This is a genomic window from Vibrio sp. T11.5 (assembly GCF_027587155.1).
In the GTDB taxonomy this organism is placed as follows: domain Bacteria; phylum Pseudomonadota; class Gammaproteobacteria; order Enterobacterales; family Vibrionaceae; genus Vibrio; species Vibrio neptunius.
The window spans coordinates 153,411-173,809 of the sequence record NZ_JAPPTP010000008.1 but is presented as its reverse complement, the minus strand read 5'-3'; the positions used below and the strand labels follow the sequence as shown (position 1 = coordinate 173,809).

The window sequence follows — 20,399 nt, the reverse complement described above, 5'->3', positions numbered from 1 at the left end:
TTGCTTTCATTTTTATTACATAAGAGAGCCAACCAGATAGAGTTGGCTCTTCTTCCATCTACTTCTCGGTCGTCGATGTTCCGTAGGCTTTTGTGCCCCAGAGCGGTACCGTCGAAAGGCTATGTTTGAAGCTGCCTGATGTTTCTTTGGTAGAGTAGGACAAATACATTAAAGTTTGGTTTTCGACATCCAAAATCCTACGTACCTTCATACTTTTAAAGAAAATACTTTTTGATTTCTTGAACACCACTTCTCCGTTTTTTGATTTATCAATTTCAGCAATCATTTCTGGGGTAATTTCTCCTGTTTGACGGCAAGAAATTGAGCTATCACTTGGATCAGCAAGACTAAAATCTGCCTCAATAGACGCTATATGGCAGGTCACGCCAGTGACAACTGGATCTTTAAGGTGATTCAGTTTGATGTCTTTCATCGTGAATAAGCCGAGGCTGACATCGCCAACTTCTGTGTTGTCACAGGCCGTTAATCCCAACGCAAGCAATGATACGATCGCGACTTTTTTTAGCATATTGTTGTTTGTCCCAATAATTTAATTCTGTCTGTGAATGACTCTAGTTTGACACAGATATAAGAAGATATCTTCCAAAATACTTGAGACATCAGATCGTTATCGCTAAGCTTCACGTTAATTAAGAAAAAAGCAGCAATAATCTATATGAGCGAAAGCGCTAGTTCAATTCTCGTCGCCAAGAATCAATGGCTAAGTCAGCACGTAGATGTGGAGTTTCCGACTCAGGAAAGTCTTTTAGGCAGAGCACTATTTTTAGAAAAGAGTGCTGCTTGTGAGGTCAGAAAATTAAGTCATGAATCGGAATCACACGGAGAATCTCGCACTCTCGATATATATAAAGTGGACTTTCATCGGTTGACAGTAATGTTTGCTTTATTGCAGTCAAAAAGGTGGGATAAGCGTCATGAGCAAAAGCTTATTGTCGAGTTTCTTAGTCAGATCATATTCTCTGAGCCTTGTGATCTTTATATCGCTTTCCTAAATGGTGAGCCTGCCGCTTCAGCTATTGTGACTAAACAGCAAAATACCCTGCTAATTTCTGATATCGTCACATTAGGCAGCGAACGTGAAGCGTTTATCGCCTCTTTATTGAGTCATCAAAGCATTGAGGCACCACTATTTTCTGATATTTACATTGAATCTTAATTTCGATGTCTACCCTCGGTGAGATGCTTCCCTTTTGAATATCTCAACTCTCATGTTCGTTGTTCTACTACTTAGATTTATGTCATTATTATTAAATTCATACAATTAGCGCGTGAATTAGTGACAGACTTGGTGTTTTTATCATCAACTCAGTGACATTTAATCGAAGTGTTAACCCCATCATTCCAATCTCGATGACCTGGAATAATATTTTACCTAGTGCATGATAAAAGGAAGATAGGATGGGCAAACCTCAAACTCAGTGTGTGATATTCGATTGTGACGGCACCTTGGTGGACAGTGAGAGACTTTGCTGTCAGGCTTTGTGTGATGTGTTCAATCGATATGATGTTCATCTGTCTTTAGACATGGCAATAGAACATTTTGAGGGGGGGAAGCTGGCTGATATTCTTACTGATATGCGTGATAGACTCAGTCTTAATGTTTCACTGGACGAACTAGAACCCATATATCGTCAAGTGTTAGAGAAGCTTTTTGAGGCTCATCTTAAGCCAATGGACGGTGTATTTGAAGTGATAAGCTACCTAGAGGCGAAAGGGATTGAGTATTGTGTCGCTTCAAATGGGCCCAAGACAAAAATCGAGAAAACGCTGCAAATTACGGGTTTGTTGCCTTATTTCGAAGGTAAGATCTTTTCAGCGTTCGATACGAATAGTTGGAAGCCTGATCCTGACTTAGTGCACTACAGTGCTATGAATATGGGTTTTCGCCTTAACGAATGCATATATGTTGATGATACGCCAAAAGGTTTGGAAGCAGGTATTAGAGCTGGGGTGAAGACGATTCACCTAGTGGGGCTTAATGATAAGGTCCATTCCGATAAAGTTTTGAGGATCAGAACGCTGAAAGACCTAGAGACTTTGGTTTAGCAATTGAAATCAATGAGTGTATTGATTCGTCACTGTTGTATCTAGCTTATTGGTCGTCACAATAGGTTGCAAGGCAACCGCTTGTTCAATATCTTCGAAAAATGTTCCACATTGAGCACACAACATACTGCCTGTTTCTGACAACAGATATTCTTCGCTGCCGCATAAAGGACAACAAAGTATTTTTTCGTTTTGTTTCGATTCCATGAAAGATCCAGTTGAAAACGGCCAAATTATATAACTAACGCTCTTCTACTGTGAATAAACTAGAACACGCCTGTGCAACGCTATTCTAGTTAAATAATCTTTTGAATATAGCCAGTTTAACGAGTTTTCATAAACAATGGGAGTCGACTCATAAAATTATTAAAGCCGATACCCATCTCGGACTAGAGTTCAAAGTGTGTCAAACAAGAGCAATTCCTCGACCTAAGAGGAGTTTTATTTAGCTGTCGATATTGTTTACCAGTTTCACTGCTTCGCGCGTAAGGTTCGCCAACTCTGGCCAGTTTTTTTCTTCAATTAACCGCTTGTCAACCATCCAAGTCCCACCACACGCCAGAACGCGAGGGATAGAAAGGTAATCTCTAATATTCTTTGAGTTGATTCCACCAGTAGGCATGAGCTGAATATCCGCGTAGGGTGCCAATAGAGATGTGACCATATTTACACCACCAGATGCTTCAGCAGGGAAAAACTTGAGTGTCGTTAAACCGAGCTCTAAGGCGGCTTCGATGGTACTTGGGTTGTTCACACCAGGAATAATTTCAATACCAATCTGTTGGCACGCTTTGACTGTATTGGGGTTTAATCCTGGTGAAACGATGAAAGTAGCCCCTGCCTCTTTCGCCGCTATTGCCTGTTCTCTATTCAGTACAGTTCCAGCCCCAATCAACATGTTTGGCTGAGATTCTCTCAGTAAACGAATTGCTTCGATCGCCGCATCAGATCTGAATGTAATTTCTGCTGCGGGCAACCCATTTTCCACTAAAACCTTGCCAAGATGCACAATATCTTCTGCATTGTCTATTGCTATCACTGGGATGACTTTAAGCTTTTGTAGTTGTTCGCTAATCATTGACATGGATACACCTTATGTAGTGGAGTTAATGAGCCTATGTCTCTTTGGAGTATTGTTGTCATGTTTAAGTACGCTCAGCTAAATATGCTTCGTAATCTGGGATTTCGATGTCGACTTCAGATTCGATTAAGTCAGACTCGATTAGGAAGTTTGCCGTTGCGCGGTTTGTAGCGACTGGGATGTTCCAAACACTGGCGATACGGAGTAGGGCCTTTACATCAGGGTCATGCGGTACAGCATTGAGTGGATCCCAGAAGAAGATAAGCATATCGATTTTTCCTTCCGAAATCAGAGCACCAAGCTGTTGGTCACCGCCCATCGGTCCGGAAATCATGCTCTTTATCGCTAGGCCTGTTTCTTTACTCAGCATAGAGCCTGTTGTGCCGGTCGCGTACAGAAAATGGCGCTGAAGCTTCTCTTTGTGCTCAGTAACCCAGCGAAGTAGCTCTGGTTTACAGTTATCATGCGCGACAAGAGCAACATGTTTATGTGCAGGCATAGTACGAGTTGTTTTCTGCATTCTAGTTCCCTGATATCTCTAATTATTGACGTAAAATGTTGGTCGATACTCTGATGGAGACAAAGAATCCGAAATCACCTGAGGCTTTAAGTTTTCAGGTGTCAGTGCCTCAATGCTCGGAGCTTCACTTTTCTCGTAAGGTTGACCTTTTAGATAGCTTACCGCTTGTTTTACAGATAATCGACCTTGTTTAACCATTTTGTCAGTAGGCGCAAATTCCACGCGATTTCTCAGCAGTCCGCGGTAAACGCCGTGACTGAGGTAGGTTGATATCAGCCCTATCTGATCCGCTTTTCCTACTGTCCTTAATTCGCTGATCGCCGCTTCAATCGCTACTGCACTGCCAACTATATAGTCTAGGTCTTCGCGCTCGATAGATTGCTGAACAAGATTTCGCTGAAGCTCCTTGTCATTATCTGCCCAGTAGGTTTCAACAATCTGAATATCACTGTCTTCAATAGCAGTGAGAAAACCACGGATAACAGGCTTAGTTCCACCGCTAGAATCCGGACCGGGGAGTAAAACAATATTTTTAGTCCCAGAACCTAGGGGGTGTTTATCTTTCAAATATTGCCCTGTGTAATAGCCCATCCAATACCAATCGACGCCAACTTCGCCTTTGAGCTGTTTTCTTGAGTGACTACCCAAAATCAGTTCATTAACACTGGCAAAAACAGGAGTATCAACTGCGAATTGGCGCAAACTGTTCATATACAGATCAGGAGCGACTGTGCCCAAGATAATGGCGTCCGCTTTCCACCGCTTGCAGTTTTCAAGTTGTTCTTTTTGTTTAGCCTGATTTGGGTACCCGCCGGCTTCAAATACTTTCAAATCAACCCCGAGCTTTTTAGCCTCGTCTACCATGCCATAATTAACGGAAAGCCAATAAGAGTCTTTAAGGTGGGGGTAAAGCGCGCACAGTCTTAGAGGTGCTTCAGCGGCAGACAAAGAAGTCGGTATGAACGAGCACACAGTAATGGCCATTATAAACAATCGTATTAGGGAGAAAGCTGGAAGCATGATGTATATCGTTGGTAATCGTTACATAAACACTGCAAAATATAGCGTATTCCCACAGTGCAAAGAAGTGTAATTACTTAATGTTACTTGCTAAAGCCAGTATTGGTCGGAAGTTGCTGTTTGCTTTTCTCGCAATGGCGCTGCTAGTACTGATTTCCGCGTTGATTGGTGTGTTCGGCTTTTCCTCGGTTGCGAAGACAGAAAGGAATGTTGTGAATTCCGCTATCCCTTCCATGATTGAAGCTAGACAAGTGTCTGAACTGAGTTCACGAATCATTGCTTCTGTGCAAACTCTCTCAAATTCTAAATCCGAACTTCAGCGCCAAAAGTCGGGTAAAGAATTGTTCTCTCAGTTGGAAAGTTTACTTCAACATATTAAACAACTGGGTTCAGACTCTTTTGATTCCAAACTGTTAAGCACACTAGAAGTTGACGTTCAAACCGTAATCGATACTTTAGTCGAGCTAGGTATCGTTGTAGAGAAGAAACTGGTTCTGGAAAAAGAATTGGGTACGCGGACGGGGGAACTTCGAGAGCAAGCCTCTGAACTAGAGGTCTTGACGCGTACACAGGTTTCAAATACCAGTACTATTGCCATCGCGAATGTCACTCATATTTATGATTTGTTGGAGAAGCAACGCACAGAGCAAGCCTATCAGGCTCTGGACACCTTAGTTGAAGTCGATTTAGACCTAGCCGAGCGCCTACATGAATTGCACTTATTAGCATTCAAAATGCTCAACCATATTGAAGAAACACGCACGATCTCTGACATTGACCGACTTCATACGGTGAGAGAAGAATTCAGTGACAACCTTGAAATCATGAAGCGTCGTGTCAAATCAGTGGAAGATCCTACGCGCTCTATTCAGATGGTCGAATTACTTGACAATTTAGAGCAGGGCAAGGTGGTTTTTGACGTGTTATTGCAACGTTACTCCAATGAAAAATCAGCCCAACAGCTGATGCAAGACACACTAACCCAACTAACAGCATTGAATACGACGGTTAACAAACTGGTGGATCACTCAAACCAAGCAACCACAGATGCAGTTGATGAGTTGAAGACGACACTTAAATACGCTCAACTCAGCCTGACCATTATTACTGTACTCGGTATGTTGACTGCTATCTTTATCGTTTGGAAAGTTGTCTATCTTTCGGTCCTCAAGCGCTTAGCAGAGTACTCGTCTGCATTACTTTCTATTGCGCAAGGTCAGTTGAACGTTGATGTTGCAGTCAAGGGCAGTGACGAACTTGCCCATATGGGGCAAGCTATTATTACTGCCAGAAACACGGCTCAGGCGCTACAAGTGGTTGCCGAAAGTGAAGCTACAGCCAAACATGAATTGCAACAACATAAAGAGCACCTCGAAGAGCTTGTTACGGAGCGAACATATCAGTTACAAGACACCAACGAGCGCCTCAATCATGCGGTGTTAAATCATGCCAAGGCACGGAGGCAGGCTGAGCAAGCCAGTCGTGCTAAATCAGCTTTCCTTGCAACCATGAGTCATGAAATTCGTACACCGATGAATGGCGTACTTGGAACCGCAAGGCTGTTAAAAGAGACAGATTTGAATAAGCAGCAAGCGCACTTCGTGGACGTGATAAACCGAAGTGGTACGACACTACTGGCTATCCTCAATGATGTCCTTGACTATTCCAAAATCGAAGCGGGGCACCTAGAGATAAGAGCGGTTGACTTTAGCTTGTATGACATGGTTAACGACGTGAAACAACTCTTTGTAGGGCGCGCAACGGAAAAAGAAATCGACATTAGTGTTCTCATAGAAAGTGATGTGCATAAATTCCTCTATGGTGATGTCACTCGGATTAGTCAGGTACTCACCAATCTGGTAGGAAACGCCGTTAAGTTTACCGATCAAGGGTATGTTGATATCTGTATCACCAACGACCCTGAGGTGCGAGGAAATGTTTTGTTTGACGTTTCAGACACAGGCATTGGTATCAGTGAACAAGAACAAGAAAACTTATTTGAGGCATTCACTCAGGCATCAGGTGGGATTGGGGCTAAAGGTGGAACTGGCCTTGGGCTAGCTATTAGCAAACGTATCGTCGAAGCCATGGGAGGGATTCTGACACTAGACTCAGAGCCCGGTCAGGGGAGCCGCTTTAGTTTTAGTATACCTTTAAGCCAAGGGTCAAAAGTGTCCGTAAAAGCGCCGAGTTTACGCGCTCTCCATGCCGCCAAAGTTTTGCTAGTTGAAGACAATCCAATTAACTGCATGGTCGCTGAAGGCTTCCTAAAGAGTTTGGGACACGAGGTTGTTATTGCCCCGGATGGAGAGTCTGCCCAAAAGTTGTACTCTGAGTGTGACTTTGATATTGCGCTGCTCGACATTAACTTACCGGATTGTAATGGTATTGAGTTGTTGGATAAGCTAAAAAACTTGCGAAGTGACAGTGTCACACCAATGATTGCCGTTTCCGCTCATGTGTATAACGAAGAGGTCGAGAGCTATCTTTCTGCAGGGTTCGATGGATATCTACCCAAGCCATTAGACAAGGATGGGCTTTGTAGTCTGATACAAGACAGTATCAAAGGTCGCCTGTTATCGCTTACTCAAACAGCCGGTAAACAAACGCAAGGCGCCCCTTCATTGTTTCTGGACCCGAGCATTGTTCGTCGAGACAGTCGAGTTTTAGGGAATGATAAAATGAAAAAAATCATTAACTTGTTCGATGAAGGCGCCGATGAAACGATGCATCTTATGCAAACTGCCGTTGAGCATGATGACGCGAATCAAATAAAACAACTCGCGCATAAATTGAAGGGTTCAGCAGGAAGCTTGGGTCTGCTAGCATTATCGGATGTGTGTTTGAGGATTGAAAGTTCAACACAGCCCATTGCCGAGTATTTGGCGGCTCGGACGAAGCTTCAGGCCCTCATTGAAGATTCAAAACAGGCACTAAATGAACTGGTTGACTAGGTATAATTATGATAGAAATAGCCTCCCCCCGACTTTTGATGCGTCAGATTAAAGAAACTGACTGGCCTCTATTTCTTCGCTTACATCAAGAAGAGGATGTTATACGTTACGCCTTTGATCAACCTGAGTTGGATGACATTCGCCAACGTTTTGAATCACGACTTCCTGTTTGGCAATGGGGAAGTGCCCATTGGTTGTGTTTAGTGATTACTGATAGCATCAATCAGAGAGCCGTTGGTGTGACTGGGCTGTGTATTGAAGACGAATCTGATGATTCTGTAGAGATAGGCTACCTACTACTTCCAGAATATCATGGCAAAGGTATCGGGACAGAATCACTCTTGGCTTTGATAAAACATATTAAACAATTTTTTCCAACGGTTAAGAACATTAATGCGATCGTTACCGATGGTAATGTTGCATCATGTAAAGTCTTGGAAAAAGCAGGTTTTGAGCTTATGGAGCGGGAAGAAAATGCCTATCAGATAGGCGGTAAGCTCTATGATGATTTGATTTATCGCTTTCACATTTGATTGTTATAAGTAGATATAGAGGCAGCGTATAGGCGTCGCACTGCACACCAAATCCAACTGGAAGAGAACGCTGGGGAAAGCCGCCAAATTTTGTATTTACCTAAATGCTAAAAAGCAGCGTTTTGCTGCTTTTTAGCGTACCAACTGGGTGGGCTAAGCAATAGCCTGTGTGAGTATCTCACGACTTTCTTTGAGAGTAATCGCCTGATTTTCACCTAGTGCTTTCATACCATGCAGCTCTAGTTGATTCACTACGGAATCAATCGCATTTTGCTTATCGCTTCCGTGTTCAGTTAAGCGTGTAGGCACTTGCATGGTTTGGTAGAAGCTTTCAATGGCATCAACCGTTCGCTCCGCCAAGTCAGCTCCTGACTCTAAGCCAAATACATTGGTTCCCATTTGCTCTAACTTAGCGCGTTTGTGTGTCATTTGATTGCGCAATAGCGAAGGTTGCACGATAGCCAGCGAGCGAGCATGGTCAACGCCCCAAAGAGCAGTCAGCTCGTGACCGATCATGTGTGTTGCCCAGTCTTGTGGAACGCCACTACCTATTAAACCGTTTAGCGCTTGGTTGGCCGACCACATCAGGTTTGCGCGCCACGCATCGTCGTCACGACTATCAAATTCTTCACCCAGTTTCTTCAATGTGCGAAGTAAAGTTTCTGCATAGCCGTCTTGTACCATTGCTCCATGGTTAGTGGTTAAGTACTGTTCACAAACATGTACCCAAGCGTCGACAATACCGTTGACCAGCTGTTTTTCTGGTAGTGTTTTCATTACATCAGGATCCATCACGGCAAACTTTGGCTGTACAAATGGGCTGAGGAAAGCGAGCTTGTCTTGTGTTTCCGCCTTTGTAATGACCGCCCCCATGTTTGACTCTGAACCTGTCGCAGGAAGGGTCAAAACAGCACCGATTGGCGTCGCTTGTGTCACAGGGTGGCTACCTGTCAGAATATCCCAGCCATCACCATCGTATTTAGACGCTGCAGCAACATACTTAGAACCATCTATCACTGAACCGCCGCCAACAGCGAGAATAAAATCAATGCCTTGTTGTTTTACGATATCAACGGCTTTATCAAGAGTCTCTTTTGTTGGGTTTGGCTCAACGCCTGAAAATTCAACCCACTCATGGCCTGTCAGAGCGTCCAAGACTTGATCATAAACGCCGTTGCGTTTTATCGAACCACCACCGTAGATGATTAAGACTTTATCTGTCGGTTGAATAGATGACTGGATAGAACTGATTTGACCTTGGCCAAAAAGGATTTGGGTAGGGTTAGCGTAAGTAAATTGCATTGTCATTCCTCTTGCTTCAGTTTATCGCCTGATAAGGCAGACTGATTAAGCACTTCGTCATTCGAAGCACTGGACTGTTTTAATGCATATTAGTATTGAAAAGTGGTTTTAAAAATATCGAATCCTCCGTTTTTGTTGCCTAATCCTACTTTTTGTATATGCTGATAGAAAAAGTGGGAGATAACATGACACTTGCTCAGTTAATGCAACAGTATGTTGATATCTATGAATTAAACGATCTTGAAGGGGTGAGGGAAACGCAACTAGACGGTGTTTGGTTTTATCGCAGCAGTAAAGGAAACAAGCGCCAGCCTTTTGTTTACCAATCTGGCGTGATTGTTTTGGGGCAGGGCAACAAAAATATTCACCTTGGCAATGAGCCTGTGCAATACGGGCCTAACGACTATCTGGTGGTGGGCGTCCCTATGCCTCTTGAATGTGAGGCAATCCCAACTAACGGTCAACCTTTACTGGGTCTGACGATAGATATTGACTCACAACTACTGCACCGTTTGGTGAACAAACTTGAAGCTTTGGGCTTTACACCTTGCAAAGAGAAATTGCAGCAAACGTGTGGTTTGAGATCGGTAAGTATGGAAGCGTCAATGTTGGATGTGTGTAAACGTATCATACAGGCACTATGCAATCCGCTAGAGCTAGCCTTGTTAGGAGAAGCGCTAAAAGAGGAATTAGCTTATCGAGCGTTAACTAGCAGCGAAGGGCACGTGTTGTTTGATTTAGCTCACCACGAAGGTCAATATGCGCGAGTTGCCAAAGCGTTGGATAAAGTCCATCGAAACTATAGCGAGTCGCTTTCAGTACAGCACCTAGCGGAAGAAGCCAATATGAGTATGTCTGCTTTTCATAGTGCATTTCGTCAGATCACACTTGAGTCACCTATCCAGTATATTAAGAAAGTACGCTTAAATAAGGCCAAAGAACTGATTCAACTCGAAGGGAAAAAGGTCAATGATGCGGCTAGGCTAGTGGGCTATAACAGTGCTTCTCAGTTTTCTCGCGAGTTCAAGCGCCACTTTAATGAGACACCGACAGGTTTGAAACTGCTTAATTAAGAAAAAGAGGAAAGGCTCCTTGAGAGAATTACTGTTTTTTTAGGGAGTTAGAGTTGCCATAATCAGCCTAGTAACAAGAGCGGTCTAAATCGCTCTTGTTATACCCCCTATGGGAGATCTAGTCAGTCTCTTGTTCTAGCCCTCTTACATAAAATGAGAGGGCTTTTTTACAAAAACTGATAACTTTCAGGGACTACCACAATACCTTTTGGTGAAACATGGAACCTCTTGGCATCTTCGATTTTATTTAAGCCAATCTGCGTGTTTGGTGGGATTTTTACATGTTTATCAATAATACAGTTAACTAGTTGACTGCCTTCGCCTACCTCAACATCATCGAAGAGAATACTGTCGACAACCGTTGCACTGTCATTAATTCGCACATTAGGGGAAACAACAGAGTGTTGTACTGACCCACCTGAATTAATTACGCCGTTAGCAATGATCGAGTTGATGAAAATACCTTCATTTCCTGTTGCGGAAGATACTGTACGAGCAGGGGGGCATTGAGCTTCATAGGTCCTTACTGCCCAATCAGGCTGGTAAAGATTCATTGGCGGAACGGGTTCCAGTAAATCCATATTAGCTTCATAAAAAGAATCCAATGTGCCGACATCTCGCCAGTAACAATCTTTGGCTACTCGTCCTTTATCATTGCAAAAATCATAAGCGTATACGCCCTTTGTATCGATGAGCTTGGGAATAATATCCTTTCCAAAGTCATGGCTCGATTCTGAGCAGTCCGCGTCGTCGTCCAGCGCACTGCGAAGGACGTCCATATCAAAAATGTAGATTCCCATTGATGCAAGACTGCGATCAGGTTTACTAGGGATGGTTGGAGGGTTTTGAGGTTTTTCAATGAACGAGGTGATCATGCCGCTTTGGTCTATATCCATGACACCAAACTGTGTGGCTTCTTCTCGGCTCACATCCATGCAGGCAATTGTCAGCTTAGCATTGTTTAGTTTGTGTTCTTCAAGCATGGCTGCATAATCCATGCGGTATATATGGTCTCCCGATAGTACGACGACATATTTGGCGTCACTTCGCGATAGCAACCACAGGTTGTGATAGATTGCGTCCGCGGTGCCTTCATACCACTTACCACCGCCCCGCATTTGTGGTGGTACAACAGAGATGAACTCGCCAAGTTCAGGGTTAAAAATAGACCAGCCATCACGTAAATGCTTCTGTAGAGAGTGGGATTTATACTGAGTTAAGACAAGAATCTTTCTTAAACCAGAGTGTAGGCAATTGGTAAGCGTAAAATCGATGATGCGATACTTACCGCCAAAGGGCACAGCGGGTTTAGCGCGATCGTCAGTTAACGGGCTAAGCCGTGAACCCATTCCGCCAGCTAAAACTACCGTTAATGTGTTTTGCATGTCTTTCTCCCCGAATCAGTGCGTTTCGTTGCTTCTACGAAAGTTAGTACAAGTTTCGAGCCAATATTCAACTTATTGAATTTGTGTGCGTTACGTCTAAATGTGATGGCTTTGCCTTTTAAGTGAGCGCACTAATGTAGGGCGTTGCACCAAAATTAGGCAACCGTATTCATTTCTGCTGAAGAGAGAATGGACACACTATTTCGGCCTAGGGATTTAGACTCGTAAAGCGCGACATCAGCGCGTTTGTAGGTATTTTCGATAGAGTCATCCATTTCAGTGACACCAATGCTGACAGTAATTTGTTCCTGATGTGCAAGTGACACCGATGTGCGTAATCGATTTGTGACGATTTCAGCTTCCTGTAGACGAGTATGAGGCATGATAATCGCGAACTCTTCACCACCGATTCGTGCGATGAAATCAGTTTCTCTAAGATGTAAATTTAGAGCAACGCCAACAGACTTAATAATTTTATCACCTTCATCATGACCCAATTGATCGTTGACGCGTTTAAAGTGGTCAATATCGACAATCGCGAAACACGTTGGCTCTGAGTCTCTATAACGTTTGGTCCGTAAACATTGCATTGCCATTTCCTGATCGAATTTACGCCTGTTCCATAGACCGGTCATTGAGTCCTTTTCACTCATCTCCCGTAGCCTGTTTTCGAGCTCTTTACGATGTGTAATATCAACAAATGACGCGACATAAAACTGGATCACGCCATTATTGTCAGTCACAGTCTGCATTCGCAAAATCTCAGTAATGAGTGAACCGTCTCGCCGTTTATTGACGACTTCACCTTCCCATAGCCCCTCTTTTTCGAGAGTTTTCCACATATTGATATAGAATTCCTGCTCATGTTTGTTCGCGGCAAAGAAAGAAGGTTGTTTCCCTTTCACTTCTTCAAAGGTATAGCCACTGACACGAGTAAATTCCTCATTCGTCTTAATGATTCGATTATGACGATCGGTAATCAACATTGCGGACATGCCATTCATAGCGGCTCGTGCAATCTGGCTCTCCAAACTGTTCTTGGTGTGGTTAGAGTTCCAAGTGATGAAACTAAAGGTGATGAAGACAATAATCACATAGATAGAAAGAGCTTGAATCGTCAGTTCTTGTTTACGATCAAGGTATAGTTGCGAGGCGTCATGTTGCGAGACCTCCGCCACTAAAATAAACTGAATGGGCCTATCTAGGGTATCGATCTCTGCTTTGACGTAAGAAAGCCATTTGCCTTGTTCGAAAATCGTCCCATTTTGGTTTAGTAGAAGCTGACGCCACAGTTTAGGGTACATTCTACTCAACTGATATTGCTCATTCTCTTCCACAAGATGGCCCATGATGCGGTCCATTTTTTCCGACATGACGTAGTAGCCTTGTGCATTATATACATCAGGTAGTTCGCTGTTGAATTTGTTGTAAGCAAGGCGCTGATACAAATATTCGAAGTTTAAATTGGCAATGAAATACCCACGACGTTGAGATTGAATATCAACCGGCACAATGATGCGTAAGCTAGGCGTTAGAGGTTTCGCGATATCATTGTTTTCTAGCTCCAAATCGATCCCAAAGGTCCCCAATGTGTTGCTAGGAAGCTGTTGCGCGAACTCAAAGTAATCTCGATGTGATTTGTTTTGCAGTAAATGCTTAGGAACCACTACGCTCGCTCGCTGGTGATGATTGATTCGTACCACTTCTTGACCACTATTATCCAAGTAACGCAGTTGAGAAAAGTAGCCTTGGGTACGCACAACCAGTAACCAAAAATCTTGCAACGTATCGAGATTCATCCTGTTTGGCTCAAGAACCGCACGGCGAAAAACCCCATTAGTTGAAAGAACGTTAATGGATTCTATAACTTTCGAAGAATGGGATTTTAATTCAGAACGCGCGTATTCAAGTTTGGTTTGTGTAAGCAGATCAACTTGCTTACGTGCTTGTTCCTCAACTTTCGACAACTCACTGGCAAAGTAAAGGGTAGGCACGAAGGCTAAAGTGATGAAAACGAGTACGAATTGCATAAGAATTCGGGAATTTAACTTGAACATTTAGCCCGGCGGCACCACAAACTTATCTAACAATACTATGAATAATTATATGGTCTTTAATCAACTTTACTGTGAGCGGTGTTGAATATCCTATGATATTGATTCAGATGCTGAGCAATGTGATGCATTTTGACAGTATAAGTATCTAACAGGTAAAACCTAAAAACCCTACTCATAGAGTAGGGTCTAGTCGAAGGGGTAAAAGCGTTTTACTTAAGCCGTCACTGCTTCTGTCTTGCTTTCGCCGTTGCGATTTTTCAAAAAGGCATAGCCAAATCCAGTCAATACTGTACCTGCGGCAATCGCGGCAAGGTACATTAGAACGGGAGAAATGGCATTGGGAATCAAAAGAACAAACAATCCGCCATGGGGAGCCATTAACTTTGCACCAAACAGCATCGATAGGGCACCGGTCAATGCACCACCTGCCATGCATGCTGGAATAACACGCATAGGATCTTTAGCTGCAAATGGAATCGCGCCCTCTGAAATAAAACATAATCCTAGCACGAAAGAGGCTTTACCGGCTTCTCGTTCACTGGGTTCAAACTTGTCTCTGGCGATAAACGTCGCTAGCCCCATGCCAAGAGCCGGAACCATGCCCGCTGCCATAATTGCGGCCATCGGAGCGTATGTCTGAGAAGCGAGTAGGCCAACACCAAATGTGTAAGCAGCCTTGTTGACAGGTCCACCAAGGTCAAAACACATCATCGCGCCTAGAATAACACCCAATAGCACCGCGTTTGTAGAGCCCATAGTGTTGAGGAAATCAGTCATTGCGGCCATAATGCCAGAAACTGGACCACCCACGATGTAAATCATCACCAGACCAGTGAAGAGACTCGCAATAAACGGTATGATCAGAATCGGCTTTAATGCGTCCATTGATTGAGGCAGCCGAACTTTATCCGCTATCAACTTTGCCGAGTAACCAGCGATGAAACCTGCAGCAATACCGCCAAGGAAGCCAGCACCAGTCGAACTGGCTAACATACCTCCAATAAGACCTGGCGCCAAACCAGGTCGGTCTGCGATAGAAAATGCGATAAAACCTGCAAGAACAGGGATCATTAAAGCAAACGCTGAGCCACCACCTATAGTCATCAGGCCCGACGCAAGCGTTCCCTCTTCTTTAAACGCTTCAATACCAAATACGAACGACAAGGCTATAATCAAACCGCCGGCCACGACAACAGGCAACATATGAGAAACACCAGTCATTAGGTGCTTGTAGACACCTTTTTTCTCTTCAACAGTCGCAGACTCGCCAGAACCTGTATGCTGGTAAATAGTGGCTTCAGAGAAGGCTTTGTTTAGCTCTTGCTCAGTCTTTTTAAGTGCAGGCCCCGTCTTAGTGCGGTACATAGGTTTGCCATTGAAGCGATCAAGTGGCACTTCAATATCCGCAGCGATGATAACCAGATCAGCGTCAGAAATGTCAGCCTCAGTCAGTTGGTTTTTCGCACCTACTGAGCCGCGAGTTTCGACTTTGATTTGGTGGCCCTGACGTTTAGCTTCATCTTCTAGTGCTTCGGCAGCCATGAAGGTGTGAGCCACGCCTGTAGGGCAGGCAGTAATCGCGACAATCTTCTTAGCGGAAACGTTTGTAGACGATGCTACAGACTGAACACTCTCAACATTTAATTCGGTTGCATTGCTAACCGCGTGTTGAAGAAAATCCGCCGGGTTTTCGGTGACTTCACTGATAGAGGCTTGATACACCTTTTTACCAACAAAACGCGACGTGTCGACAGGAGTATTGGTTGCAATGACCACTACATCTGCTTTAGCAATATCTTCCGCGGATAGTGTGTAACCAGCTAATACGCTGGACTGGCATTCTATTTTGGCGCTGAACTTGAGTTGATTAGCGGCTTTTTCTAAAAGCCCGGAAGCGATGATGCTGTTTGCAACCCCGCTAGGGCAAGCTGTAATAATCGCAATATTCATAATCTCGACCTTTGTCCTTAAGCTTTCTGATCAGAGAGCAGGTTGATTTTGATTTGTTCTTGTAGGGTATGTACTTGTTTAATATCTTGGACGCCAACGCCGACTTGGCTGACAGCCAAGGCTGATAGTGCCGTAGCGAAAGACAAGATTTCAGTTTTCGTCATCGATTTCATGTGGCCCCAGCATAAACCGGCGACCAGCGTATCGCCTGCACCCACGGTGCTGACGACGTCCATTCTCGGCGGCTGAGCTTGAATCCATTGATTCTGGTTTAACCACATTACGCCTTCAGCCCCCATGGAAACGACTACGTTTTCTATTCCACGCTGGCTCAAGTCTTCAGCTACTCGCCGGCACTCACGGGCAGAAATTAGTGTTTTTCCAGCATAGCCAGAAAGCTCTTCATCATTAGGCTTAATCAACCAAGGAGCGGATTCAATACCAGCTTTTAGTGCCTCTCGGCTCGAATCAAACAAGACTTTTTTGCCTTTTTGCTCAAGGAAGGAAACCCATGAAGCGCAACGCTGTGGAGTGACGCCTTTTGGCAGACTACCTGCCAACACAAAGTAGTCGTGGTTCTCAGCAAGTTCTTCTAGTTTGTCCTCAAATTGACTCAGTGCCACTTCGTCGATGCTGATCCCTGGAAAATTGATGTCACTTACGCTGCCATTCTCTTCGACAAGTTTCACGTTGATACGTGTAGCACCACTGACCCGAATGAACTGGTCATCAGCGCCCATCTCTTCAAACAGCTGACAGAACATTTCCTGATTATCTTTACCAAGAAAGCCAGTCACTGTAACTTCTGCACCTAAATCGGATAGCACTCTAGCAACGTTTACACCTTTGCCTGCTGCGTGGAGTGAACTCTGAGTAACTAAGCTAACGGAACCCTGCTTAAGAGTTGATAAACTGCCTGTAAGGTCAAGTGCCGGATTCAGCGTGATGGTAACGACTTTGTTCGTCATAATGATTCCTTAGCTCTCACCCAGACCAGCTTCGATGGCTGCACCAATAGACGCAAGAGCTTGCTGTGCATCCGCACCATCCGCAGTAAACTGAAGTTGATGACCCTTTTTGACACCTAAAGCGATCACCTTCATCAAGCTTTTAGCGTTAACCGTAGAACCATCACCATCAAGGTTGGCAACTTTGATGGTCGATTCGAATTTTTTGGCTTCAGCAACAAGCATTGCGCCCGGCCTAGCATGTAACCCATGCGCATTTCTAATCACAAAAATCGCACTATTTCCTTTATCTGTTGACGCTTTAGTTGCCATTTCCCCCGTTTTGAACAAAGCAACCAGCTGGTCTGTAGTGGCTTCCGTCAAAAGGCTTTGCTTTCCTTCGAATACCATTTGGCTAATGATCTCTAATTGAGGTGTATGGCTGTTGTTGCAAGCTGAAAACGCGAGCAAGGCTTTGACACTCTTGCCTTGATATTCGCAGTGGTTAGCCGTTGATACGAAAGCAAGGCCGTTACGGCGCACGGCGCGGTTGGAGCTGACAAGCCATAAACCCTTTCCTAGGTGGGTTGGGGGAGTCGTGACCAAGCTCGCCACAAACTCACTCCCGACACAACCTGTATTCTTGAGCAATCCACCCGCAACTGCAGACATCTGAACCATATCGCTGGCAGGGAAGTTGAGTTGAATGAGAGACGGATCAAAGTCGATCTCTAATTGTGTTTCACCATTAAGAAGCGCAATAATTTCATCTTCAGTTTTTGCTTGTCTAAGCTTGGCTTCAATGCCATCTGCAGATAGTACTTTTGTGAGTTGTTTCAATATCCCCAGGTGCTCATCAGATTTGGCGGCGATTCCAATCGCAACGTAAGCAGTGTTGTCATCATCCCAATCAACACCTTCAGGAAAGTGGGCAATAGACACTCCCGTTGTTTTAACCAATGCACGGGTATCGGTAGTACCGTGAGGGATAGCAATACCGTTGCCTAAGAAAGTAGAGTTTTGGTTTTCTCGGTTCAGCATACCCTCGACGTAGCTATTTTCGACCAAACCCTTACTCGCCAGGGCTTCAGCAAGAAATGTAATTGCACTTTTCTTATCAGAGAAAGATTGCTGCAGCGAAATATCTTTTGTTGTTAGCTTGAGCATAAGCGCCTCAATTCGTTTATTTATCCAATTCAGTAGCAGTCAATGCATGGCTGAATCGTTTCAGCAAATAATTAAAAAAATTCAGCAAACCAAAAAGCAATAGATTTTCATTTGCTGTGTTATTCAAAATTCGAATCGTTATCAAACTTTCAATTTTGCTGAATCCTTTCAGCTTTTATGCTGAATCGTTTCAGTTTATAATGCAAATATTGTCAGGATCATGATTTGGGATTTTTGATCCAATGCACAGAATATGTAGGTTCATATGACACTAGATGAAATAGCCAAACTGGCTGGAGTATCCAAAACGACGGCCAGTTATGTCATCAACGGCAAGGCGCAAAAGTACAGAATCAGTGAGAAAACACAGAAGAAGGTGATGGAAGTTGTGGATGAGCATAATTACCGTCCTGATCTTGCTGCAAGCACTTTGAGGGCCGGGCAAAGCCGTTCATTTGGTTTGGTCATCCCTGATTTGGAAAACACCAGTTATGCTCGTTTGGCGAAACTGCTTGAACAAAACTCTCGTGCAGCAGGATATCAAATATTAATCGCCTGTTCCGACGATGAGCCTGATACTGAAAAAAATGTGGTTGAAGCCTTAATCAGCCGCAAGGTAGATGCGTTATTTGTTGCCAGTGCAATCCCAGAAGCTAGCGACTTTTATCGCGAGCTACAGAACAATGGAACTCCCGTCATTGCGATAGACCGACCTCTCGATGATGAACATTTTTCCTGTGTCATTAGTGAAGATTTTGGCGCGGCATTTGAGCTAACGTCGTCCATAATAAGTGACAATGTAACCAAGATTGGACTAATCGGCGCACTGCCTGAGCTGAACATTTCACGAGAGCGTGAGCTTGGCTTTCGTTCAGTTGCCCAGAAAGGCGACTTAGAAACGGTAGTGGGTTATGGCGAACACTTTAATAGAGAAGATGGCCGCAAAGTGTTGGAAGGCTGGATTGCTGAAGGAGATCTGCCTCAAGCAATCATTACGACATCATACACCTTGTTAGAGGGTGTACTTGACGTTTTATTGGATAAGCCTGAAGTAATGGATCAAGTTAAGTTATCCACCTTTGGTGACAATCGCCTGCTGGACTTCTTACCAGTCAAAATCAACTCATTACCTCAACAATTTGAACTGATAGCAGATAGCGCACTTGCGTTGGCATTAAATGCAACGGCTAAGCGATATCAACCAGGTGTAGAGCTGGTGCCAAGAAAAATCATAGTAAGACAATAAAAAGAGCCCGGCATTTCAAATGGCCGGGCTCTTTTTTGCGCGTCTAATCAGTATTGGAAACGAACAGACATCGTCACTTGTGGGCCATACAAACCATTGTTGCGAGTTTCTGCAGAAAGAGACAACTGATCGGTTGAGTGAAAACGTACACCCGCGTGAAAGACTGAACTGTCGTCATTACGGCCAATTCTACCCGTCGCTTCAATCTGATCAGCGAGCCACATACGTACACCTATGTTTACTTCAGCCACAGTATCAGACTCGCCACCAGCTTCTTTGGTATATTTGGTCTGGTGGACAAGTAATTGACCATAGACGTCAGCAAACTGACTCATTGGTCCATTGAACCCGATACCGCCTGCCAAATCGTAGTCTTTGTCAAACTGCGTATCTGCTCTCAGAATAAAATGAGAGTTATCAGTGAAGAGTGTGCTGAATTCAACGCCGCTCATTTCAGGGTTCACCGCTGTACGCACTTCAAAGAAATTATAATTAAAGTTGTTCGCATTTGCCGCGCCAGCGAAACCAGCACAAATTAGCGCACTGGTTAGGATGATCTTTTTCAAGGGTAGTACTCCGACTAGCATCAAGTTTTTGACTATAAAAAAGGCTTGCAATAAGCAAGCCAAATATTAGCGCAGTGGGAGTAAAATTACTTTATCTTTAAAGTAGTTGAATACGATCAACTTCAATTTCTGGAGTATTTCCGCCTTCAAACTCACCGAAAATACGTAGGTTGGTCGTAGCATCAATCGCTTGGTTTAAATGAACCTTGTTGTCGATTTCAATTTGAATTTCGCTTTTCCCATCAGAGAATACGAATGTATCGCCTTTAATTTGACGAACAATTTTTCCGTCGATTACGACGTTTTTTTCAGTAAACATGTTGCTATCCGCAAGTAGAGTGTCGACGGTAGTCAGGTCAACGGGACCATTAAATTGAATCCCTGACGTTGAGTGGTCTTCTTTCGCAAGTACTAGAGTCGGCAAAAGAACTAGGGCTGCAGCGGTCGTCAAAATCACTTTTTTCATGTTGTTTCCTTTTAAGATAGTGCGTTGTTGATGGTGCTATTACACCATTGCTATTTTGAATAACC

Annotated in this window: 19 protein-coding genes; 6 read left to right on the top strand and 13 right to left on the bottom strand. The window is 43.9% G+C overall.

What is annotated here, in order from left to right:
- Positions 1-58: 58 nt before the first annotated feature.
- Positions 59-529: a CreA family protein gene (locus OH455_RS11045; RefSeq protein ID WP_269981396.1), complete on the bottom strand. Its 471-nt coding sequence runs from the start codon at positions 527-529 to the stop codon at positions 59-61.
- 147 nt (positions 530-676) lie between these two features.
- On the opposite strand from OH455_RS11045, the gene OH455_RS11040 reads away from it, so the two are divergent.
- A complete protein-coding gene (locus tag OH455_RS11040; RefSeq protein WP_269981395.1) occupies positions 677-1,177 on the top strand; it encodes a flavodoxin in 501 nt (166 codons plus the stop codon).
- A 242-nt stretch (positions 1,178-1,419) separates the two neighbouring features.
- Positions 1,420-2,067 carry an HAD-IA family hydrolase gene (locus tag OH455_RS11035; protein WP_206371803.1) on the top strand — a complete coding sequence of 216 codons (648 nt, stop codon included), beginning with the start codon at positions 1,420-1,422 and terminating at the stop codon, positions 2,065-2,067.
- 9 nt (positions 2,068-2,076) lie between these two features.
- On the opposite strand, the gene OH455_RS11030 is transcribed toward OH455_RS11035, so the two are convergent.
- The 4 genes from OH455_RS11030 to torT all read right to left on the bottom strand — a co-directional run bounded on the left by OH455_RS11030 (position 2,077) and on the right by torT (position 4,652).
- Positions 2,077-2,274: a hypothetical protein gene (locus tag OH455_RS11030; protein WP_269981394.1), complete on the bottom strand. Its 198-nt coding sequence runs from the start codon at positions 2,272-2,274 to the stop codon at positions 2,077-2,079.
- A gap of 238 nt (positions 2,275-2,512) precedes the next feature.
- Positions 2,513-3,151: a bifunctional 4-hydroxy-2-oxoglutarate aldolase/2-dehydro-3-deoxy-phosphogluconate aldolase gene (locus OH455_RS11025; protein ID WP_269981393.1), complete on the bottom strand. Its 639-nt coding sequence runs from the start codon at positions 3,149-3,151 to the stop codon at positions 2,513-2,515.
- Between the two features lie 61 nt (positions 3,152-3,212).
- Positions 3,213-3,668 (bottom strand): methylglyoxal synthase, encoded by a 456-nt coding sequence (locus tag OH455_RS11020; protein WP_045977009.1) that lies wholly within the window; start codon positions 3,666-3,668, stop codon positions 3,213-3,215.
- Positions 3,669-3,686: 18 nt separating this feature from the next.
- Positions 3,687-4,652, bottom strand: coding sequence for a TMAO reductase system periplasmic protein TorT (gene torT, locus OH455_RS11015; RefSeq protein WP_269981392.1), 966 nt, complete (start codon positions 4,650-4,652; stop codon positions 3,687-3,689).
- A gap of 116 nt (positions 4,653-4,768) precedes the next feature.
- Between torT and torS the strand changes: the two genes are divergently transcribed.
- Together torS and OH455_RS11005 are read left to right on the top strand one after the other, a co-directional pair.
- Complete coding sequence (gene torS, locus OH455_RS11010; RefSeq protein ID WP_269981391.1) at positions 4,769-7,642, top strand: TMAO reductase system sensor histidine kinase/response regulator TorS; 2,874 nt, start codon at positions 4,769-4,771, stop codon at positions 7,640-7,642.
- A gap of 8 nt (positions 7,643-7,650) precedes the next feature.
- Positions 7,651-8,175 carry a GNAT family N-acetyltransferase gene (locus OH455_RS11005; protein ID WP_269981390.1) on the top strand — a complete coding sequence of 175 codons (525 nt, stop codon included), beginning with the start codon at positions 7,651-7,653 and terminating at the stop codon, positions 8,173-8,175.
- A gap of 153 nt (positions 8,176-8,328) precedes the next feature.
- Here the strand turns inward: OH455_RS11005 and OH455_RS11000 are convergent, their stop codons facing one another.
- On the bottom strand, positions 8,329-9,477 hold the full coding sequence (locus tag OH455_RS11000) for an iron-containing alcohol dehydrogenase (protein WP_269981389.1): 1,149 nt from the start codon (positions 9,475-9,477) through the stop codon (positions 8,329-8,331).
- Between the two features lie 185 nt (positions 9,478-9,662).
- Here OH455_RS11000 and OH455_RS10995 point away from each other — a divergent pair, with 185 nt between their 5' ends.
- Positions 9,663-10,550 (top strand): AraC family transcriptional regulator, encoded by an 888-nt coding sequence (locus OH455_RS10995; RefSeq protein WP_269981388.1) that lies wholly within the window; start codon positions 9,663-9,665, stop codon positions 10,548-10,550.
- Between the two features lie 167 nt (positions 10,551-10,717).
- Here the strand turns inward: OH455_RS10995 and glgC are convergent, their stop codons facing one another.
- From glgC to fruB, 5 genes are all read right to left on the bottom strand, one after another.
- Complete coding sequence (gene glgC, locus OH455_RS10990; RefSeq protein ID WP_269981387.1) at positions 10,718-11,935, bottom strand: glucose-1-phosphate adenylyltransferase; 1,218 nt, start codon at positions 11,933-11,935, stop codon at positions 10,718-10,720.
- A 155-nt stretch (positions 11,936-12,090) separates the two neighbouring features.
- Positions 12,091-13,965 carry a sensor domain-containing diguanylate cyclase gene (locus OH455_RS10985; protein WP_269981386.1) on the bottom strand — a complete coding sequence of 625 codons (1,875 nt, stop codon included), beginning with the start codon at positions 13,963-13,965 and terminating at the stop codon, positions 12,091-12,093.
- Between the two features lie 240 nt (positions 13,966-14,205).
- Positions 14,206-15,942, bottom strand: coding sequence for a PTS fructose transporter subunit IIBC (gene fruA, locus OH455_RS10980; protein ID WP_269981385.1), 1,737 nt, complete (start codon positions 15,940-15,942; stop codon positions 14,206-14,208).
- 17 nt (positions 15,943-15,959) lie between these two features.
- The gene (pfkB, locus tag OH455_RS10975) at positions 15,960-16,910 is read right to left on the bottom strand and encodes a 1-phosphofructokinase (RefSeq protein WP_269981384.1); all 951 of its coding nucleotides are present in this window, start codon (positions 16,908-16,910) and stop codon (positions 15,960-15,962) included.
- Positions 16,911-16,919: 9 nt separating this feature from the next.
- Complete coding sequence (gene fruB / locus OH455_RS10970) at positions 16,920-18,056, bottom strand: fused PTS fructose transporter subunit IIA/HPr protein (RefSeq protein ID WP_269981383.1); 1,137 nt, start codon at positions 18,054-18,056, stop codon at positions 16,920-16,922.
- 265 nt (positions 18,057-18,321) lie between these two features.
- On the opposite strand from fruB, the gene cra reads away from it, so the two are divergent.
- The gene (gene cra / locus OH455_RS10965) at positions 18,322-19,302 is read left to right on the top strand and encodes a catabolite repressor/activator (protein ID WP_269981382.1); all 981 of its coding nucleotides are present in this window, start codon (positions 18,322-18,324) and stop codon (positions 19,300-19,302) included.
- Positions 19,303-19,349: 47 nt separating this feature from the next.
- Here the strand turns inward: cra and OH455_RS10960 are convergent, their stop codons facing one another.
- Both OH455_RS10960 and OH455_RS10955 read right to left on the bottom strand, forming a co-directional pair.
- On the bottom strand, positions 19,350-19,889 hold the full coding sequence (locus tag OH455_RS10960) for a hypothetical protein (protein WP_420806553.1): 540 nt from the start codon (positions 19,887-19,889) through the stop codon (positions 19,350-19,352).
- Positions 19,890-19,965: 76 nt separating this feature from the next.
- Positions 19,966-20,334, bottom strand: coding sequence for a YgiW/YdeI family stress tolerance OB fold protein (locus tag OH455_RS10955; RefSeq protein ID WP_269981381.1), 369 nt, complete (start codon positions 20,332-20,334; stop codon positions 19,966-19,968).
- Positions 20,335-20,399 lie beyond the last annotated feature (65 nt).

Coding starts and splice junctions, on each gene's coding strand:
- OH455_RS11045 (WP_269981396.1), bottom strand. CDS start 529: ATGCTAAAAAAAGTCGCGATCGTATCATTGCTTGCGTTGGGATTAACG.
- OH455_RS11040 (WP_269981395.1), top strand. CDS start 677: ATGAGCGAAAGCGCTAGTTCAATTCTCGTCGCCAAGAATCAATGGCTA.
- OH455_RS11035 (WP_206371803.1), top strand. CDS start 1,420: ATGGGCAAACCTCAAACTCAGTGTGTGATATTCGATTGTGACGGCACC.
- OH455_RS11030 (WP_269981394.1), bottom strand. CDS start 2,274: ATGGAATCGAAACAAAACGAAAAAATACTTTGTTGTCCTTTATGCGGC.
- OH455_RS11025 (WP_269981393.1), bottom strand. CDS start 3,151: ATGTCAATGATTAGCGAACAACTACAAAAGCTTAAAGTCATCCCAGTG.
- OH455_RS11020 (WP_045977009.1), bottom strand. CDS start 3,668: ATGCAGAAAACAACTCGTACTATGCCTGCACATAAACATGTTGCTCTT.
- torT (WP_269981392.1), bottom strand. CDS start 4,652: ATGGCCATTACTGTGTGCTCGTTCATACCGACTTCTTTGTCTGCCGCT.
- torS (WP_269981391.1), top strand. CDS start 4,769: ATGTTACTTGCTAAAGCCAGTATTGGTCGGAAGTTGCTGTTTGCTTTT.
- OH455_RS11005 (WP_269981390.1), top strand. CDS start 7,651: ATGATAGAAATAGCCTCCCCCCGACTTTTGATGCGTCAGATTAAAGAA.
- OH455_RS11000 (WP_269981389.1), bottom strand. CDS start 9,477: ATGCAATTTACTTACGCTAACCCTACCCAAATCCTTTTTGGCCAAGGT.
- OH455_RS10995 (WP_269981388.1), top strand. CDS start 9,663: ATGACACTTGCTCAGTTAATGCAACAGTATGTTGATATCTATGAATTA.
- glgC (WP_269981387.1), bottom strand. CDS start 11,935: ATGCAAAACACATTAACGGTAGTTTTAGCTGGCGGAATGGGTTCACGG.
- OH455_RS10985 (WP_269981386.1), bottom strand. CDS start 13,965: ATGCAATTCGTACTCGTTTTCATCACTTTAGCCTTCGTGCCTACCCTT.
- fruA (WP_269981385.1), bottom strand. CDS start 15,942: ATGAATATTGCGATTATTACAGCTTGCCCTAGCGGGGTTGCAAACAGC.
- pfkB (WP_269981384.1), bottom strand. CDS start 16,910: ATGACGAACAAAGTCGTTACCATCACGCTGAATCCGGCACTTGACCTT.
- fruB (WP_269981383.1), bottom strand. CDS start 18,056: ATGCTCAAGCTAACAACAAAAGATATTTCGCTGCAGCAATCTTTCTCT.
- cra (WP_269981382.1), top strand. CDS start 18,322: ATGACACTAGATGAAATAGCCAAACTGGCTGGAGTATCCAAAACGACG.
- OH455_RS10960 (WP_420806553.1), bottom strand. CDS start 19,889: ATGCTAGTCGGAGTACTACCCTTGAAAAAGATCATCCTAACCAGTGCG.
- OH455_RS10955 (WP_269981381.1), bottom strand. CDS start 20,334: ATGAAAAAAGTGATTTTGACGACCGCTGCAGCCCTAGTTCTTTTGCCG.